Source organism: Neptuniibacter sp. 1_MG-2023 (assembly GCF_030547185.1).
Lineage (GTDB): Bacteria > Pseudomonadota > Gammaproteobacteria > Pseudomonadales > Balneatricaceae > Neptuniibacter.
The window spans coordinates 60459-78427 of sequence record NZ_JAUOQR010000004.1 but is presented as its reverse complement, the minus strand read 5'-3'; the positions used below and the strand labels follow the sequence as shown (position 1 = coordinate 78427).

At 43.2% G+C, this 17969-nt stretch carries 17 protein-coding genes; 6 read left to right on the top strand and 11 right to left on the bottom strand.

Annotation, left to right across the window (positions count from 1 at the left end):
* The first annotated feature begins 136 nt into the window (after positions 1-136).
* A complete protein-coding gene (gene yeiP / locus Q4492_RS06540; protein WP_303416450.1) occupies positions 137-703 on the top strand; it encodes an elongation factor P-like protein YeiP in 567 nt (188 codons plus the stop codon).
* A gap of 31 nt (positions 704-734) precedes the next feature.
* Complete coding sequence (locus tag Q4492_RS06535) at positions 735-1241, top strand: TIGR02281 family clan AA aspartic protease (RefSeq protein WP_303416449.1); 507 nt, start codon at positions 735-737, stop codon at positions 1239-1241.
* Positions 1242-1253: 12 nt separating this feature from the next.
* Here Q4492_RS06535 and Q4492_RS06530 read toward each other — a convergent pair whose 3' ends face one another.
* The 3 genes from Q4492_RS06530 to Q4492_RS06520 are packed head-to-tail and all read right to left on the bottom strand — an operon-like array spanning position 1254 to position 5613.
* Entirely contained in the window at positions 1254-1889 is a 636-nt protein-coding gene (locus tag Q4492_RS06530) for a LysE family translocator (protein ID WP_303416448.1), read from the bottom strand.
* 35 nt (positions 1890-1924) lie between these two features.
* On the bottom strand, positions 1925-4126 hold the full coding sequence (locus Q4492_RS06525; protein WP_303416447.1) for a tRNA(Met) cytidine acetyltransferase TmcA: 2202 nt from the start codon (positions 4124-4126) through the stop codon (positions 1925-1927).
* Between the two features lie 41 nt (positions 4127-4167).
* Positions 4168-5613 carry a diguanylate cyclase gene (locus Q4492_RS06520; RefSeq protein ID WP_303416446.1) on the bottom strand — a complete coding sequence of 482 codons (1446 nt, stop codon included), beginning with the start codon at positions 5611-5613 and terminating at the stop codon, positions 4168-4170.
* A gap of 152 nt (positions 5614-5765) precedes the next feature.
* On the opposite strand from Q4492_RS06520, the gene Q4492_RS06515 reads away from it, so the two are divergent.
* From Q4492_RS06515 to Q4492_RS06505, 3 genes are all read left to right on the top strand, one after another.
* The gene (locus tag Q4492_RS06515) at positions 5766-6254 is read left to right on the top strand and encodes an NYN domain-containing protein (protein ID WP_303416445.1); all 489 of its coding nucleotides are present in this window, start codon (positions 5766-5768) and stop codon (positions 6252-6254) included.
* A gap of 321 nt (positions 6255-6575) precedes the next feature.
* Positions 6576-7796, top strand: coding sequence for an acetylornithine transaminase (locus Q4492_RS06510; protein ID WP_303416444.1), 1221 nt, complete (start codon positions 6576-6578; stop codon positions 7794-7796).
* 111 nt (positions 7797-7907) lie between these two features.
* On the top strand, positions 7908-9017 hold the full coding sequence (locus tag Q4492_RS06505) for a sterol desaturase family protein (protein ID WP_303416443.1): 1110 nt from the start codon (positions 7908-7910) through the stop codon (positions 9015-9017).
* Positions 9018-9083: 66 nt separating this feature from the next.
* Here Q4492_RS06505 and Q4492_RS06500 read toward each other — a convergent pair whose 3' ends face one another.
* From Q4492_RS06500 to leuA, 4 genes are all read right to left on the bottom strand, one after another.
* Entirely contained in the window at positions 9084-9380 is a 297-nt protein-coding gene (locus tag Q4492_RS06500) for a hypothetical protein (protein ID WP_067862060.1), read from the bottom strand.
* Between the two features lie 34 nt (positions 9381-9414).
* Positions 9415-9951: a GNAT family N-acetyltransferase gene (locus Q4492_RS06495; protein WP_303416442.1), complete on the bottom strand. Its 537-nt coding sequence runs from the start codon at positions 9949-9951 to the stop codon at positions 9415-9417.
* The gene (locus Q4492_RS06490) at positions 9948-10313 is read right to left on the bottom strand and encodes a DUF1778 domain-containing protein (protein WP_303416441.1); all 366 of its coding nucleotides are present in this window, start codon (positions 10311-10313) and stop codon (positions 9948-9950) included. The genes Q4492_RS06495 and Q4492_RS06490 overlap by 4 nt, the downstream gene beginning before the upstream one ends.
* 135 nt (positions 10314-10448) lie before the next feature.
* The gene (gene leuA / locus Q4492_RS06485; protein ID WP_303416440.1) at positions 10449-12128 is read right to left on the bottom strand and encodes a 2-isopropylmalate synthase; all 1680 of its coding nucleotides are present in this window, start codon (positions 12126-12128) and stop codon (positions 10449-10451) included.
* A 389-nt stretch (positions 12129-12517) separates the two neighbouring features.
* Between leuA and Q4492_RS06480 the strand changes: the two genes are divergently transcribed.
* Positions 12518-13000, top strand: coding sequence for an Lrp/AsnC family transcriptional regulator (locus tag Q4492_RS06480; protein WP_067862066.1), 483 nt, complete (start codon positions 12518-12520; stop codon positions 12998-13000).
* Positions 13001-13074: 74 nt separating this feature from the next.
* On the opposite strand, the gene Q4492_RS06475 is transcribed toward Q4492_RS06480, so the two are convergent.
* From Q4492_RS06475 to Q4492_RS06460, 4 genes are read right to left on the bottom strand one after another with little or no spacing between them, the layout of a single operon-like run.
* Positions 13075-14352 (bottom strand): HD domain-containing phosphohydrolase, encoded by a 1278-nt coding sequence (locus tag Q4492_RS06475; protein WP_303416439.1) that lies wholly within the window; start codon positions 14350-14352, stop codon positions 13075-13077.
* A gap of 25 nt (positions 14353-14377) precedes the next feature.
* Complete coding sequence (locus Q4492_RS06470; protein WP_303416438.1) at positions 14378-16009, bottom strand: ATP-binding protein; 1632 nt, start codon at positions 16007-16009, stop codon at positions 14378-14380.
* Positions 16010-16035: 26 nt separating this feature from the next.
* Complete coding sequence (locus Q4492_RS06465; protein WP_303416437.1) at positions 16036-16851, bottom strand: phosphate/phosphite/phosphonate ABC transporter substrate-binding protein; 816 nt, start codon at positions 16849-16851, stop codon at positions 16036-16038.
* The gene (locus Q4492_RS06460) at positions 16848-17966 is read right to left on the bottom strand and encodes an HDOD domain-containing protein (RefSeq protein ID WP_303416436.1); all 1119 of its coding nucleotides are present in this window, start codon (positions 17964-17966) and stop codon (positions 16848-16850) included. Before Q4492_RS06460 ends, Q4492_RS06465 begins: the two co-directional genes overlap by 4 nt.
* Between the last annotated feature and the right edge of the window lie 3 nt (positions 17967-17969).

The following is a 17969-nucleotide window of genomic DNA, read 5'->3' as shown; positions in this document are numbered from 1 at the left end:
AATACCATCTACTCCATATATAAAAGGGCCCCTCTAACCACATCAGAGCTGGCCCTTTTTATACCCACTGCCCTTTTCCTCTCTACTGCACTCCAATACAATCAACGCTAATTATAAGCGTTTAACGGATACTGCTATGCCTAAGGCTTCAGAATTAAAGAAAGGGATGGTCCTTGAGATCAACAATAACTACTACTCAGTTCACAGCATTGATGTTCGCAGCCCAAGCTCACGCGGTGCAAACACTTTATACAAAGTCCGTTTTAGCCAGTTACCCGGCGGCGGAAAGTATGAAGACACCTTTATCGGCAGTGATATATTAAAAGAGGTTCAGCTGGAGCGCCGTAGCTGCTCCTACCTCTACCGTGAAGATGACACATTCACCTTTATGGACAGTGAAGATTACAATCAGTATTTATTAAACTCTGCCGCCATTGAAGCACAGCTGCCCTACCTGCAAGATGGTATGGAAAATATCCAAGCAATGATGATTGACGGTGAAGTTCTTACCATCCAAATGCCCAGCAGTGTCGTACTTACTATAGCGGAGTGCGTTCCTGGGATGCAGGCGGCGAGTGCAACAGGCCGAACAAAGCCAGCCATTCTTTCAAATGGCTTGGAAGTTCAAGTACCTGAATACATTAAAGAAGGGGAAAAAGTAAAAATAAATACCGAAACCGGTAAATTTATGGAACGTGCATAACCTCTTAAATGACAAAAGGTAGAGTATCAAGATGACACAGCAACATACTCCCAAACGTATTGGCCAAGGCATGTGGATGATCGCTTGGGTGTTACTGCTTGGCCTGCTCTACCTTTTCTTTGAAGATACCATCTCCCAGCAGTACAACCCGAATCAAAGCTTAGTCAGCGATAGCAGCAATGCAGAAGTCGTACTGCAGCGAAACCGTTCAGGCCATTATGTAGCGCCTGGCAAGATTAACGGCACAACGGTTACCTTCCTCCTTGATACCGGTGCAACAACGATCAGCATTCCTGAAGCCGTTGCAAAAAAAATAGGCTTAACTAGAGGTTTTCGCTCTGAAGTAAGCACCGCAAACGGCAATATCTCGGTCTATAACAGCACACTCGATAGCGTGCAATTGGGAGGCATTAAACTGTACGATATTCGTGGCCATATAAACCCTTATATGGACGGTGAGACCGTATTGCTAGGTATGAGTTTTATGAAACATCTTGAAATTACGCAAAAAGGCAATACGCTAACTTTGCGACGTTAAGAGCTGCACTCACTAGCTTGGTACCGCTTTAGATGTAGCCAATTTCAACGCTAACCCAATAAATACCACGCCTGCTAGGCGATTCAGATACAGCTGAGCGACCGGTGAGCGATTAAGCCAATACCCTAAACCCGCCGCTAACATCGCGATAACACATAAAACAGCCAACGCCACCAACATAAAAACACCACCGAGCATAAAAACTTGCTGGGTAAACGCCCCCTTTTCCGGCACAACAAATTGCGGAAGAAAAGCCAGAAAAAAGATAGAAACCTTAGGGTTAGTGATATTCATAAGGATACCGCGACGGTATAAGGCACTTAGTGACAGAGCTCCTCGGCGCGTTAATTCAACACTGTCAGCAGACGCTTGAAATGCACGCACAGCCAAATAAACAAGATAGATAGCCCCTATTACTTTCAACACAGTAAACGCTACAACCGATGTTTGGAAAATAGCAGCAACACCCAGCGCAACGGCTGAGGTATGGACAATCAAACCGGTACAAAGCCCTAAAGAAAGCATAATCCCCGCAGCCCGCCCATGAATTGCTGACTGAGTTAACACAAAAAGATTATCTGGTCCCGGCACAACCGCCAGTAGTGCTGAAGCCGTAATAAACATAATAAGAGATTCGACAGGTATCACTACTGTTACTCCTTGTCAGCACAACAGACTAAGTCTTAATTTTCTTTAACAACCGCCATGATGCGCAATACCACTTCACGGAATTGACGCATTAACTGCTTCCGGCCTTGCCCCCGTTTTTCAAGCAACGCCCAACTTCTTTGCTGCATATTACGCTCCATAAGCAAGCGAAAATCATTATTCTGTAAAAAGATCTGCAACCGATTCTCTGCCACCTTTTTCAGGAAAAGCAATAACAGCTTATGCAGGATATAAGCGCAACTTTCATAACTTCGATTATGGTAGCAAAACGCATCTAAATCGGACCAATCATGAGTGGTCAATTCAAACGGGCCTTCCCCATGCTGTAATAACCGACAAACGAGCGGTATATCCAAATCGATCAGATCATCGCTTAAACGGTAATTAATCTGCTCTAAAAACCGTTGCCGCAAGTGTTCCTGTAATGCTTTGGCCTCGGCGGAAAGAGCCACAATAACCACCGCTGCATGGCTACCGCTCACACTGTCTTTAGCTGTTCCTAATCGAACCGTTTCAAAACCATTACTTTGCCAATAACCCATAAGGTCAGTGCTGGCAGCAAAACTAGCCCCTAAATAATCCCACCCTTCAGCTTTAGCATATCTTTGGACTGCACTTAATAAGGTACTCCCCAACTGCTCTCGCTGAAGTACTGGATGGATAGCAACACGCATAATGCGCCCCGCCCTCAAATGGGCAGCCGCTTTAGCACCTTCCTGACAGACTAAGGTTTGCGGAAGTAAATGACCTCGTGGCCTGCGTTTTCCCGACCAGATATCATCAACTAATTCCGCGGGTAGAGGTCCCTCTTCTGCCACTAATACCGCCCCGGCAACGTTGTTATCTATTTTAAGTAGCCATATATGTAAATTAGGGCTATCTAACAAAACACGTAGGTCACCTGGTGATGTACGATAATGAGCCAGTACCAGTAACCCAAATAACTGACCTAAAGTATCGTAATCCTCAATCAGCAGATCACGATCTATCTTTTCTATTACAGGTTGAATATTACGCGTCTGCTCAGCACTATAGGCATCCAATAAAACGTGCTTATCAACCGCTTGCGCATTCAGTAACAACAGCTGAAACGTCAATGATTCCAGCGGATCCTGTGCTGACCAACGTATGGGCTGCTGAAGGTGAAGATTTTTCCAATTAGGGGCATCACGATCGAGTACTTTCTTAAATCGAACGCTAAATCCCTGCCCTGTGCCTTCATAACCATGAATCGTCGAGGCGAAGGCAATACGAGGAAAACGCTGTAGTAACTTCGACAAAATCGGCACGGGGATCGCTGCCGCTTCATCAACCAATAAAACCTGTCCTTCGCCCAACTCCCTCAATGCTAACTCAGGTTCTAAAAAACGTATCTGATGATCCCCGTTCTGCATTAAACCTTTACTGTATTGGTAATCCGGTAGGAGCTGATGAGCCCTACTAAAAACTTCATCTACAGCGGCATAATCTGGTGCAGTAATTAATACCTGTTTATAATCCAATCCCGACAATTGAGCTGCCGCAATACCTAAAGCAGCCGACTTCCCTCGACCTCGATCAGCAGTCAATACGGCGGGGCGACGACCACGCCTAAACTGACTCAGAATCAGTTCAACGGCATGTTGTTGATCTACTGTTTTATTAGGCAGAATAGGCTCATCATCGCCACGCATTTCATCAGAGATCAACACTTCGGGTAGTTCAATCTCTACACCCGCTAAGGTGTTTTTTTCACGATAGATGACCGTATAAGCATCATCTTCTAACAACATAACCACCCGAGAGATAAAACGGCGGCCCGCATCACTACTCTGATACGGATAAGCCACTATGCTTTTATGTTCCGGGTCATCATATTCAGGCCACCCATCTAAATCAGGGCAGACCAACACCAGCAAACTGCCCCCCGCCAATGCACCCGCTATTTGACCAAAACTATTCGGGTTAAAGCCATCCCAAGCATTAAACACAACAGAAGAGACTGTTTGCCCTAAAAGAAGATGAAGATCAGAAGCATTAATATAGGGAGAAGTTTGAGAAGCTTTTCCTTGTAAAGAGAGCGATTCACCAATCCAAAGTAAATCCGGTAGGTTATTAAGATGCTGAGCTTGAATCCCACACCACTCTTTAGAACCACTAACCACCAGCAAACGACGATGATTATGCTGTTCTGCATCGTTCTGCAAGCGTGTAAATAGGGATTCAATGACAGCCATATATCTCTCTTAAGTTAGGATCACTGAGCCTAAAGAGGCATTTAGACTGAATAAGTGAGCGAGGGCTCAGAGTTATTCTCAATATAAGCTTTATATTGATCGCCTCCAGCTTCACTGGCTAGCGCTAGCTGCTGCTTAGTTACATCAAATAAACGCTCAGCCGTTAACAGACGGGTCGGTTGCAGTGTCACAACACCTAAACTTACCGTGACGCATAAGTCCTGCGCCTCTGACTCATTTGGCAGCGCCAATGTCCTTACCGCTAGAGAGCAACGTTCAGCTAGCTGAACAACCAGCTCATTGGTCGATGGTAAAATAAATCCAAACTGACTGTCATCGACACGGGCCAATATATCTCCCGGCCGACTCACACAGCTCTTTAAGGTCTCAGAGATACGCTGAACCAAAATATCCGCAGCATCAACACCATAATGATCACGGTAGCGAGTAAAATCGTCAATGCGCAATAAAATCATAGATAAAGGAGAGAACTCACGTACCGCTCTGCGACATTCAATATCTAAAGTTTCATCAAAGTGGGTACGGTTCACTAAGCCAGTAAGAGGATCATTCCATGATGTGTCTATCATCTGCTCTGATAGAATCTCCTGCTCATCTTTCAGTCTTGTTAGCTGCAAACCAAGTCGCTTAAGGTAAGAGGCTAAGAGTAAAGATAACAATAAGCCGGTTAGTAGAAACAACACAGAGGTATAGTTCATTTTTGCAGCAAGATAAGACTCTGTAGCCGCAAAACTCAAAGTAAGTTCAGTGCCATCCGGTAAAGTGATGACTTTATCTATGATCGAGTCTTCTGCAACAATTCCTTGTCCCATAGAGAAAATAGGCTTATCAGACTCCGCCGTCGAAGAAAAAAGATGAACGACCAGCTCATTCTGCAAACTATTTTCAAGACTTGTTTGCATCACTTTTCCCACATCCAGAAGACCCAGCATGCGCTGCTGATCTTGGCCTGTAGACACGACCAATACAGGCTTTTCAGCTAACTGGATAACTTGAGTTACGGCCATATCACTCTTAAAAATATCCACTAAGACCTGCTCTACATGCCCTGTAGCTAAATCACTCTCTGAAACAGTAAAAAGAGTGGGACTCAGCTGCCCTTCAGGCAACCAGAGTAATGCCTCTATTCCTTGGCTAGAATTAACTATACGCCGCGCAGCAACACTTAAATCAACACTATTATCTTCAGCCGCCAGATCAAAATAAGTCTGTAAAGATTCCATACCATAATAGGTGTAGGTAAGTTTTTGCTCAAAAAGTGCTACATCTTCTGCAATCTGGACATAAAAGCTCTGAATAACTGTATCCCTTTCCTGTTTAAACATATAAAGGAAGATAAGTAGGGAAAACAACGCACCACAAAGGGCGAAAGCAACAGCGACATCAATCCGTTTTTTCGCTTTACCAGTAGCAGACATGGTAGATGTGGGCTTACTTGAGGTAGGCGTCTCGTCTGAAACAGACATTAAAAAGCTCCGATGAATCAATCAGTAAGGTTCAGTAAACCTCGTTATTATTGCTACGATAGTTCACCCGAACTGTTTTTTCCAGCATTTCCGTGAGATAGCGACGAGGTCTGATATAGTGAACCCCTTAATTTAAGCGTTACAGGTTATCCGTGAGTAAATCAGCTAAAAAAATCGCCATCTTTGTTGATGTACAAAACATCTATTACACCACCCGTCAGGCGTTTGGTTGCCCTTTTAATTTTCGTAAATTCTGGAAGATTATTAGCCAAGAGGGTGAGATCACTCACGCCTTCGCCTATGCGATTGAAAGTAACAATGATGGTCAGCGTAAGTTCCAAGATGCACTACGTCACATAGGCTTTGATGTAAAACTCAAACCCTTTATTCAACGTAAAGATGGCTCCGCCAAAGGCGATTGGGACGTAGGTATTACCATTGATGTGATGGAGCATTCAGCCGACGTAGACACCGTCATTTTACTCTCAGGAGATGGTGACTTTGACTTGTTATTAAAAAAGGTGCGTGAAAAATACCATGTCACAACTGAAGTGTATGCCGTACAAGCACTCACGGCTAAATCACTGATTAATGCCGCCGACATTTATAAACCAATATTGCCGCAGCTATTAATCTGTTAAAACCAAAAACGCTAAGCGGCTAAATTTTTTGTTGACCCAATAAAGGCTCCGCTGACATACTCCGTTAACTATGAATACTCAAAGCAACCTCCCAACAGGCCCTATTCAGCCAGCCAACAATACACTACGACGTCGTGTATCCATTGCCTGTGCCTTACTGGGTGTTGCTGACCGACGACGCTAAATAACCTAAAGCGTATCACCCTTTAAGAAACCGCAGGCTAACCCCCGCGGTTTTTTTGTGCCCTAAAGAACCTCAATTCTATTTGCATCGTGCTAACAAGCGGATGAAAAACTTGATTAACCATTAAGGAAAAAACCATGTCTACACCTATAGACCCAACACTCGCTATACAGAAAGAACATTTAATGCCCATCACCCCAAGACCTGACATCTGCTTTACTAAGGGCAAAGGCCATTATTTATACGATCAATCAGGCAAAGCCTATTTAGATCTTATGCAAGGCTGGGCAGTTAATACCTTGGGCCATAGCCCTGATGTGATTCAAAAAGCACTGTTAGACCAATCAGCTCAGTTAATTAACCCTGGCCCCGCCTTTTTTAATAAACCAATGATCAATCTTGCGGCCACTTTATGCGCTCACTCCGTATTCGATCAGGTCTTTTTTGCCAACAGCGGCGCAGAAGCGAATGAAGGCGCAATAAAGCTCGCTAGAAAATGGGGACAAAAAAATAAATCAGGTGCATTTAAAATCATCACCTTCGCACAGAGCTTTCATGGCAGAACTTTAGCCACTATGTCCGCCACAGGGAAAGACACCTTTGCGCCACTTTTTGAACCTAAAGTGAGCGGCTTTACTAAAGTTCCTTTTAACCAATTGGCGGCGACCGAACAGGCGATAGATAAGCAAACCGTCGCCATCATGCTAGAACTAATTCAAGGTGAAGCCGGTGTTATCAGCGCAGATAGTGAATTTGTGTTAGGCCTTGCAGCCCTATGTAAACAACACAATCTATTACTGATTATCGATGAAGTACAAACCGGCATCGCCAGAACAGGCAGCCTATTCGCTTACCAGCAGTTTGATATACAGCCGGATATTATGACCTTAGGTAAAGGACTTGGCGGCGGTGTACCTATCTCCGCGTTACTCGCTACTAAACAGGTAAGCTGTTTTGATTATGGCGATCAGGGCGGTACGTTTAATGGTAATCCTCTGATGTGTTCGGTTGCTAATGCGGTACTCTCATCAGTATTGGAACCACAGTTTATGCCGCTCATAGAGAAGATAGGTATTTACTTCCAACAACAGCTAAAAGCCCTCAGTGCAAAATTTGGCTTGGGGGAAGTAAGAGGCAAAGGCCTTTTGTTAGCCTTAGAAACACAGAGCTATTCCGCCCCAGACTTAGTTGAACAAGCACGGGAACAGGGCCTATTAATCAATGCACCCAAAGAGCATACACTCAGATTTATGCCTGCCCTTAATATAACTGAAGCAGAAGTAGACAGATGCATCGCCTGTTTAACCCAGCTATTGGAGTCAAGCAAAAACGTTCATCCTCTTAGCCTAAGCCATTAACGGCTATATGTGAGCGCCCCACTCTACTATATAATCCCTACAGATTAAGAGCCGAGGCGCCATGCTCTCGTTCAATACCATTAGCTAATAACATACGACAAGAGGCATAGGATGCTATTAAAGAATCTGCAAGGGGGGCAACTACGTTTCGGCGAGGGGCGAATTAGTGGCTATATAGCAGTTACGTTAGCTGCACTTAGTTTACTCGGTGTATTGGCCTTTCATTTCCCCGAATACCTGACCACGCCAGAACTGCGAGCAGCCTACGATGTAGAACTTATTCGTATGATTATGTTTATTGCCCTAATCATATCCGGTAGTTTAGGCCTGCTTAACTTTGTCCGTAACACTAATAAACGGGCAGGTTTAGTGGCATGGTCTCTGATTACTATCGCTATCGCGTTAGGTGGGCATCGTGTCGAGGTCTCTGACTTTGAACAAAGTAGCGCTTACTTAGGGCTAGATTGGTTTATTCTAGATCTTCTTGGCTCCACACTGATCTTCATCTTTATAGAGAAAATCATTCCCCACCGAAAACAAGCGATCCTAAGACCTGAATGGCAAACCGATCTACACCACTTCTTTGTAAATCACCTGATTGTTGGCTTTGTTCTACTGGCCGCCAATCAGTTTGTCTCCAACGCATTTGGCTGGGCCGTTGAACGGGGCTCCCAAGAATGGGTACAGAACTTTAGTTGGTTTAGCCAACTCTTATTGGTGTTGTTGGTGGCCGATCTTGTTCAATATGCACTGCACCGCGTTTACCACGAAGTGCCTTTTTTCTGGCGTTTCCATGCGATTCACCACAGTGCGAAAACGATGGATTGGCTCGCAGGTTCCCGTCAGCATATTGCCGAACTCACCTTAACCCGCTGTGGCGTACTCGCCCCGATCTTTATCTTAGGTTTTGATAAAAGCGTTATCGATGCCTATATCATCATCGTGGGCTTCCAAGCCGTGCTAAACCACACCAATGCACAGATAAAATTTGGCTGGCTTAAATATATTATCGTTACCCCTCAGTTTCACCACTGGCACCACTCATCCGATAAAGCAGCCATTGATCGCAACTATGCCGCACACTTTGCCTTTATTGATTACCTTTTCGGCACCGCCGTACGGGGACAAAACGAGTGGCCTGAAGCCTATGGGGTGGTAGGTGACTACGTACCAGAAGGTTGGATAAAGCAGCAGGCGTTCCCGCTTAAAGTAAAAAGTTAACCGACACTAAAACAACTAAACCGATGATCGCTCATCGGTTTAGTTGTTATGACCTATCAAGAATGCTTATTCACTATGCTTCTCTGTCCACTCTAATAGATCAAAACCATCAATTAATGCATTGAATATTTTTTTATGATCGTTTGAACCAGCACTTGGTTTTAATCGATTATAAAACTCAAGAATAGATTCAGCATATGTTTGATCTTTACTTTCATCGTTTAACTTTAACGAATTACCAACTTCAGTTTTTAACTGTGTATACCGCTCTGATACAGACTCTAGGTTTAATTCATTTTCAATATCTGAAATTAGCTGCTGCGTATCATTTTTTATTTTGTCAAAAAAAATTCGCGTACTCATACTTAAATCCTTCTAAACAATATAATGCTATAAATTACGGTCGATTAAAAAGCTGCTCTACCGTTTTCATCGGCAAATACATACGCATATGTCCGTTATGCTCACATAGCCTTTTAAAGCCAAACATTGCGTAAAAGGCTTGCGCAGAATCGGTCAGACAATCGACAACAATAGCATAAGCCCTCATATGATGATTAACATCCCATAGGTACTTTAGCGCACGGATCAGGCTAACCTTTCCTAAACCTTCCCCCTGAAACTCTTTGTGTACGGCAAGTTGCGCTAGTAGAAATACAGGAATTGGATATCGAGGGAGTTTCTTTGCTATCTGAGCAGGCAAGGTTTCACGACTAATCGAGCTAGGCGCGACCGTATAAAATGCACAAATCGCGTATTTCTGATTAGGCAGCGGTAAAGCACTAGGCAGCACCATGGTACGACTGATACTCGCTTGCATGTGCTTAACGGCTTGTGTTTTTATGAAGCTATTTAACTTTTCTTCGCCGCAATCAAACGGATTACGGTCATGTTCCGATTTACTCAGCTCAACGAAGGTTTTAGCCCACCTCACTTGATACCGCTCTCATCTGCAAGCTTTGCTGCATCAAGCAATGCCTGATTAGGTGCGTTAGCCTTATCACAGGCTGCCATAAATTCGTCAAAGACGCTGTCTGTAACAACCATACTTTCGTGCGCTTCAATTACGTGAGTTGCATCCTCATCCATTACCCTAACAACATACTCAGTCAAACTTTTTAAACCAAGTAACGCTGAGGCTTTTTCTGCTTTTGCCTTAATCTCTTCATCAAGACGAATATCTAAACGTGCCGTTGCCATACGCCCTCCAATGTACGGAACATATCCGTACATATTAAAATTATACTGCACTTGCTGAATCAACTCAATTTGTACGGATAATAGCCGGATAAGCATCAGATATAACCTATGGATACGCAGCCTCCCTCTTTCCTTGATTCGGTGACATAAAAAAACCCGCCTTAACTAGAAAGCGGGGGTTAAGATCATGCTTAGCTGTCACTCTGGCTGTTATAGCTGTATATCACTACCTTAGGCGACTTGTTCCGTATCTTGCACACTAGGTGCGACCTTAATGGCTTGCCGGCTAAAAGCGGTTAACATTGCTTGTAGCGCAGCAGCCGAGGTGTCTTCATTGGTTGCAACGGCGTACTCTAGCGCACCATTGATAGCAACACAGATAGAAGCTAAAGCTTGGGCATCCGTACCGGCGCCGATTGAGTGCTCATCAAAATGGCTGACTTCAATCTCACATTGGTACTGCTTGGCCAAGGCATCACACAATGCTTCTAGAGCGCCAGCTCCTTTACCTGAGAATTGGGCCTCACCAATGCTAAACTGTGCACTCACTTGGTTTGAGTCTGTATGCAGCTCATAGTCATTTAGTTGCCATTGAGCAGGTACGCTGACAAGGCTTTGCTCATAAATAGTTTTAATGGTCGCCGCAGATAGCTCCACCCCTTGGGTTTCAGCTGCCTGCTGTACCTGCTGACTCAAAGGTGCATGCATCCATTTAGGTAGCTCAATACCAAAATCCCGTTCCAAAACAAGGGCGACCCCGCCTTTACCGCTTTGGCTGTTGATACGAATAACCGCTTCATATTCACGACCAATATCCCGTGGATCGATCGGTAGATACGCTACATTCCAATGGGTTTGTTGATGCTCAGTATGGTAGTTAACTGATTTTCTAATCGCGTCTTGATGACTGCCGGAAAATGCAGTGTAGACCAACTCGCCCGCCCAAGGGTGACGTGCAGCAACCGGTAGCTCAGTACAGTATTCCACCACATCAATAATCTCGGGAATATTGGAAAAGTCTAACTCAGGATCGACACCTTGAGAGTACAAGTTCATCCCCATGGTCACTATATCCATATTGCCGGTACGTTCACCGTTACCAATTAAGGTACCTTCAACTCGATCGGCACCCGCCATCACACCCAACTCGGCCGCTGCAACGCCGCAGCCACGGTCGTTATGGGTATGCAAACTGATACGAACCTGATCCCGCTGTTTAAGGTGACGACAGAAATACTCGATCTGATCGGCATAAACATTAGGCGATGAAATCTCGACCGTTGCCGGTAGGTTGATGACAATCTTTTGGCCGTTTTCAGGTGTCCATTCAGCGATCACCGCATCACAAACTTCTATAGCGTAATCGATCTCGGTTCCGGTAAAGCTTTCAGGTGAGTATTGAAACTCCCATTCAGTTGCAGGGTATTGAGCCGCATAGTCGCGAACCCAACACGCTCCTTGAGTCGCTATAGCTTTTATCTCGTCACGGCTCATATTAAAAACTTGTTCGCGCTGAACAATAGATGTGGAGTTATACACATGCACATTGGCGCGTTTCACACCCTCTAGGGACTCAAAGGTACGTTTAATCAATCCTTCTCGTGCTTGAGTCAATACCTGTATGGTTACATCATCAGGGATGCGGTTCTCTTCGATCAATTTACGGACAAAATCAAAATCCGGCTGAGAGGCTGAAGGAAAACCTACTTCGATCTCTTTAAAACCTAGTTTCACCAACAAGGTGAACATGCGGGTTTTCTGTGCAACTGACATAGGATTTACCAGTGCTTGGTTACCATCACGCAGATCTACACTACACCAGTCAGGTGCTTTATTGATCTCTTGATCCGGCCAAGTACGGTCAGTTAAGCGGACGGTTTCAAAACGGCGATATTTTTTATGGTCAAACATAAGGTTTACCTATAGCTCAGTAATACACAATTTTTTATATGGATAAAAACAATCTGTAAAACCTGCTGTCGGGTACTCTTGGCGAATATGACAGCAGGAAATTTTTCAGTTATCTGCTTTTGACACTAAGGGTTAGTTCTATAAAACTATTCTGGGCTGGATGCGCTCACTTATGATGATTGCCCCCTCACATACGGATTAATATGTGATTTTCAACCTAACAGCCTGTTCTCACTTAGGTGTAACAAGCCCCTTAACCGATAGAGATAAGTTTATAGCGCACCTTGCGCAATTACCGATCTTATTCATTATATTTTTACCTGTTTGCGCAATTAATAAAAAGAAAATACACTAAACCTATACATTTTATTGCCAAACTATTAAAAACTATGAAAACTTCCTTCTCGCTTGACCGTTTTGACTTAAAAATATTGCACGAGCTACAAGCTAATGGGGAGCTATCCAATCAGGATTTAGCCGAGCGGGTAGGATTAACCGCTGCGCCCTGCTCCCGACGGGTAAAAGCTCTAGAGGAAGCAGGCGTTATTCGTGATCGTGTTGTACGTTTAAATGAACGCTCAGTAGGACTTAATCTATTTGTCATACTGCATATCAGTATGGATAAACATATTCCTGAGCGGTTTGAGGAGTTTGAGCGCACTATACAGTCACTCCCTGAAGTGATGGAGTGTTATCTAATCACCGGACATGATGCGGATTACCAACTTAAAATAGCGGTGCCCGATATGGATAGGTATCAAGATATTTTATTAGGTAAAATAACCCGTATTCAGGGAGTAACAGGGGTTAAATCTGCATTTATTATGCGTAAAGTGGTCGATAGTACAGCGATGCCACTTAAGTATGTTTAATGATAAATCACATAATAAACGGATCAAAATAAATCCTCTTCGATCCGTTTTTTTCTAATAGCCATCTCTAACAGTTATTGAGAGACGTAGATCTGTAGGCTTTCATCTAAGTTAAATTCAATTTCACGAATACGGTTAATAGAAACCTCATCCAATACCTGCTCTGAACTGAGTAACATTATCCCCTCATCACTGATCAGATCTCGCGTTAAACGCATCCCTTTTGTAAGCTGATCACTATGTATACACTTATCGTTAATGGCATCGCCTGTATCGCTTAACGCTTGGATCGACTCCATTAAAATTGTCACTATGGATTGGTTATAACGTTCTGCCGCTGTTGTTTGTAAGTAGTTAATCGCTTCCGTTGTACTGTACTGGCGCTCATCATAAAAGCCATACATCAACTCAACATAATCATTAACAACCGCTAAAATTTGCGCTCGGTAACTAATTTCTTCCCCTTTAAGCTTTTTCGGGTAACCGCTGCCATCAAGGTATTCCTTATGCTGAGAAACTATCTTTCCAGCGGGATAGAGAGGTTTAACCATTAGCGTTGCCGCTTGCGCTAACAGGGGATGGGTTTGAAATACACGCTGCTGCTCAGCGTCTAATTTTAGATAAGGGACTTTGATTAAATCGTCGGAAAAGCTTAGTTTCCCTATTTGGCGTAGCTGCCATGCAAAATAGAGCTGTTTTAATTCTCCCCCTTCTATACCTGCTTTTTTAGCAACTGAGACAAAAATTAAATTGAGCTTTTGGTTGTTGCTCGATGCTTTAATACCTAAACGTCTCGTTGTTAATGTTGAAAACATTCTCACAACGGAACGGTAACTATTTTTAAGACTTTGGTTCGCAACTTTAAGCTGCTCGGTACGTGCCTGAACCTTTAAATCCAATGATTGATTTAACGCCTGTAACTCCAGATTTTTTTGTTGTGTCTCGGCACTTAACCGCGCATTTTCTTTTTTAAGCTGGGCAAGTTCAAAGCTTTTCTTAACCATGTTAAGCACATCTTTATCTTCCCAAGGTTTAGAGATAAAGCGGCTTACTTGGCCTTTATTGATAGCATCAATGGTTGCTTGAACATCCGCATAACCACTGATCACTACACGTTCACAGTTGGGAAACTTTTCGGCGACCTGTTCTAAAAAACATTCACCGGCCATCTCCGGCATACGCATATCACTAATCACTATATCAACAGGCTGTTTTTCCAGTATAGCTAAAGCATCTATAGCGGAAACTGTTGTAATTACATGGCATTTTAATACACGTAACAATCGCTCAAATGCGGTTAAAACTGAGGCTTCATCATCAACGATAAGGACTGTATTATCAGGATATTCCATTGTTATTCATCCCTATTTGACCGTTTTATGCTGACACAACCGAATCATCCTCTTCATTAGGAGGCTCAGTAACTATCGGCAATATAATAGTAAAGCAGGTTCCTTTACCCTCTTCACTTTGCACATTAATTTCACCGTGGTGATCATCCACAATAATGCCGTAGGAGATTGCTAAACCTAGGCCTGTTCCTTCACCAACTTTTTTGGTTGTATAAAAGGGATCAAATAATTTATTGATCTCATCTTCAGCTATACCACAACCATCATCTTTTATGCGTATCTCGATATGATCTTCAACCACATTGCTAGATATATCAATAACACCCTGTCCCTGAATCGCATGTCCAGCATTTAAAATAATATTGAGTAACACTTGTTTTATCTGGCTAGGTAAACAATATATTTGGGGGATATCTGATAGGGAGGTCGAGATAGTGCAGTGGTATTTCAGTTCATTATTGACCACTTTAAGGGTACTCGTAATGCACTCATTAATATCAGCTAACTGCATACGCCCCGTTTGATCTGTATGGGAAAATGCTTTTAAACCTTTTACAATCTCTTTAACTCGAACTGAGCCTTCGTGGGTATCTTTTAACAGATCATCAAGATCCTCATTCATAAACTCAAGATCTATGCTTTTAATTAAATCTTGGATCTTATTTAGCTGCTCTTCACGCTCAGCGGTGTCGTTAATTTCCAGTAAGCGCTGATATTCAGTGACTAAGGCACGATAGTTATGCGCATAGATATCTAAGGTTGATAAATTACTAATAACAAAGCCTAGGGGATTGTTAATTTCATGGGCAACACCGGCTGATAACACACCAATTGACGCCATTTTTTCTGACTGAATAAGCTGTGTCTGGGCTGATTTTATTTCACTGTTGGCTTTTTCTAACGCTTCAGTTCTACGTTTAACTCTATCTTCTAAGGAGCGGTTAAGTTCACTTAATTCCGCTTCAAATTGATCTCGACGTAAGCTGGCATCTTTTAGATCAGATGCCATAGAGTTGAATGCATGTGCCACATCGGCGATCTCGTCGCGGCCATTAATCGGTATTTTAATCGCTAAATCACCTTTTGAAATCGATCGAGCGGCAGCCCTTAAATATTTAAGCTGGCTTGTTAAGTAGGTACCCAACATCGAAGAAAATAGCGCTACAAATAACATCCCAACAGCAGCAATAGTTGCACTTCTATTAGTCGCTTCGTCAATAATGGTAGAAAGGCTATCGGTATCAATACCAATCTCTACTCTTCCATAAACGACGCCACCTTCACTAATCTCTGCATAAGTATCAAAGATCGAGTCGTTGACCTTTTCAACATCTGTATCTAAAACAAATGGGCGGCTCAAAATATTAGCCTCACCATCCTCAGCAAATAATTGATTATCGGGACCTAAGACACGTGCATAGACTAAATCTGAGTTTTTCATAACCTCACTAACAAAGGCATCTAAGGAGGCTAAGTCATAACTTAAAACGGCATTGGCGGCAGTTGTAGCAAACAAGGTCGCTGTTGTTGAAGCGCGCTTGGAAAGGCTTTCGTAGTTAGTTGTTCTAAGATAATGTAACGTCATAGAGACTAAAAGCAGGAGTAAAACCGCTTGGATTATCGCTATACCTAAAATGGTTTTCAGTCGTAATGACACAAAATTTCTCTCTTAGACAAAGATCACTACAATAAATGTTCTAGTAGCTTAATATTTAAGTCTCGCACATCATCCCAATCTTTATTTTCTGCGCGCTCTAATCCTTTGAAATGAATCGCTTTTAATAACGCTTCTCCCTCTGGATTTTGGTCCATATCAATTAATGCTTGTTGGATCTTTTGCCTTAAATCAGCATTTACTCTGGGATGAACCGCTATAGCATGAGGGGTGTAACCGGGGGTCGCCCATAACACCCGAAGCTTTTCTCTTACTTCGGGTGCGGTATTATTAAAAGTACGCATAACGCCGCCCCCAGCTAGAAATAAACCTTTCGAAACCGTTAAATAAACCGAATCATGGGATGAAACATATTTAGGTGTTATATCGATCCCCTCCTTCGCCATTTTCGCTCTCGGTAGAACACTCGCAGCGAAGGCAGCTAAAGAAGGAAAGGCAAGAGTAGCCCCTGATAGCTGATCTAGAGATGTTATATCACTCTCTTTAGCGACAACAACAATCCCTTTAATTTCTCGATCTTGCTGTTTCGCGATCGCCTCATAGCCAGGCTTTTGATGGAACACCGTATAATGATATGGGTTCATATACGCGATATCATATTCCCCTGCCAGCAACCTCTTTTCAAAGGTAGGAATATCTTGAGCGGTGCTAAACAAGACGGTTACCCCTGTTTTTTCGCTCAAATAGCGGCTAATAGGCGTCCATAATTTAGCCAGTTTTTTAGCTGACTGTTGTGGCACTATGCCAAACGTTAATGTTTCTGCAGTAACGAACGACGAACTGATCACAAGATATAAGAATAAGCAGAATAACCGCCCTTTCATACATGACTCTCCAGGTATTCAGATAACATCGCTTGCTCTATAAGTTTAGGGTCAAGCTCATCAAACAACGATTCCAGTGGCTGATTATTATTCTCTGCATCAACCAAAGCCTTAGCGATATGTAACTGATAAAGCACTACATCATCACTGCCTGATGCTTCAGGGTTTGATTGGTAACGAAGCGTATCAACAATCAATTGTTCAAAACCCCATAGCCGGAGCAGAAAACTACCAACCAACTCGAATGAAGCGTTAACCTCTCTACCCGAAATAACTAATGCTCCGATGTTATGCAGTAAACCAGTAAAATAAGCGCGCTCTCTTTGCGCTTTGGGCAATCGAGCGAAGCTTGCCAACTCAATACACTTTTCAGCGACGCGTTCTGAATTTCTGAGTAACTGACTATTTAAATCAGTATCTCCATTTGCAGTATAGATGCTAAAACAGAGCACTAACTTTCTGACCAAGTCATAACCTAAGCGGATAACCGCTTCCCGTGCTGAGTAAACAGGATTAACTGCGCAGAAGAATGCAGAATTGGCTAACTGTAGTATTTTTGATAAGACCGCCACATCATGACTCAGCAGCGTATCTACTTTAGCGGGATCAGGTTCCTCGACTGAATCTAGATACTGGACTAAAGCTTGGTAGTTCGCTGGCAGGAGCGGCAAATTATCAACCTGTCCCATTTCAGCTCGTAGTTTGTCGTCTAGCTGAAATGTTCTTAAGCAAACCGCACGTTCAATCACTTCAACAATTTCATCTAATTCAAACGGTTTAGACAACAACAGGTGAGCTATGCCGGCAGATTGAACCACGGTATCATGGCTAATATCCGCGGAAAGAATCACCCTAACAGCATCGGGGTAATTGGTTTTAACCTGCTTTAGAAAATCAGCACCATCCATCTCCGGCATTTTTTTCTCTACCAGTACAACCCAAGGAAGCGTTTTTGCCATTTGATCTAGTGCTTGACGGGGGGATGCTTCAAAGATCATGGTCCAACCTTTTAACCGCGAGCGTAATGCTCGACGTAAAGCACTAAGAACCTGAGACTGATCATCAATAAAATAAACTGTCGCTTGGCTCATATCCATCACATCAGATCCATGCATTTT

Bases quoted from the DNA above. Each gene is read 5' to 3' on its own strand.
- yeiP (WP_303416450.1), top strand. From the start codon at position 137: ATGCCTAAGGCTTCAGAATTAAAGAAAGGGATGGTCCTTGAGATCAAC.
- Q4492_RS06535 (WP_303416449.1), top strand. From the start codon at position 735: ATGACACAGCAACATACTCCCAAACGTATTGGCCAAGGCATGTGGATG.
- Q4492_RS06525 (WP_303416447.1), bottom strand. From the start codon at position 4,126: ATGGCTGTCATTGAATCCCTATTTACACGCTTGCAGAACGATGCAGAA.
- Q4492_RS06520 (WP_303416446.1), bottom strand. From the start codon at position 5,613: ATGTCTGTTTCAGACGAGACGCCTACCTCAAGTAAGCCCACATCTACC.
- Q4492_RS06510 (WP_303416444.1), top strand. From the start codon at position 6,576: ATGTCTACACCTATAGACCCAACACTCGCTATACAGAAAGAACATTTA.
- Q4492_RS06505 (WP_303416443.1), top strand. From the start codon at position 7,908: ATGCTATTAAAGAATCTGCAAGGGGGGCAACTACGTTTCGGCGAGGGG.
- Q4492_RS06500 (WP_067862060.1), bottom strand. From the start codon at position 9,380: ATGAGTACGCGAATTTTTTTTGACAAAATAAAAAATGATACGCAGCAG.
- Q4492_RS06490 (WP_303416441.1), bottom strand. From the start codon at position 10,313: ATGCTTATCCGGCTATTATCCGTACAAATTGAGTTGATTCAGCAAGTG.
- leuA (WP_303416440.1), bottom strand. From the start codon at position 12,128: ATGTTTGACCATAAAAAATATCGCCGTTTTGAAACCGTCCGCTTAACT.
- Q4492_RS06480 (WP_067862066.1), top strand. From the start codon at position 12,518: ATGAAAACTTCCTTCTCGCTTGACCGTTTTGACTTAAAAATATTGCAC.
- Q4492_RS06475 (WP_303416439.1), bottom strand. From the start codon at position 14,352: ATGGAATATCCTGATAATACAGTCCTTATCGTTGATGATGAAGCCTCA.
- Q4492_RS06465 (WP_303416437.1), bottom strand. From the start codon at position 16,851: ATGAAAGGGCGGTTATTCTGCTTATTCTTATATCTTGTGATCAGTTCG.
- Q4492_RS06460 (WP_303416436.1), bottom strand. From the start codon at position 17,966: ATGCATGGATCTGATGTGATGGATATGAGCCAAGCGACAGTTTATTTT.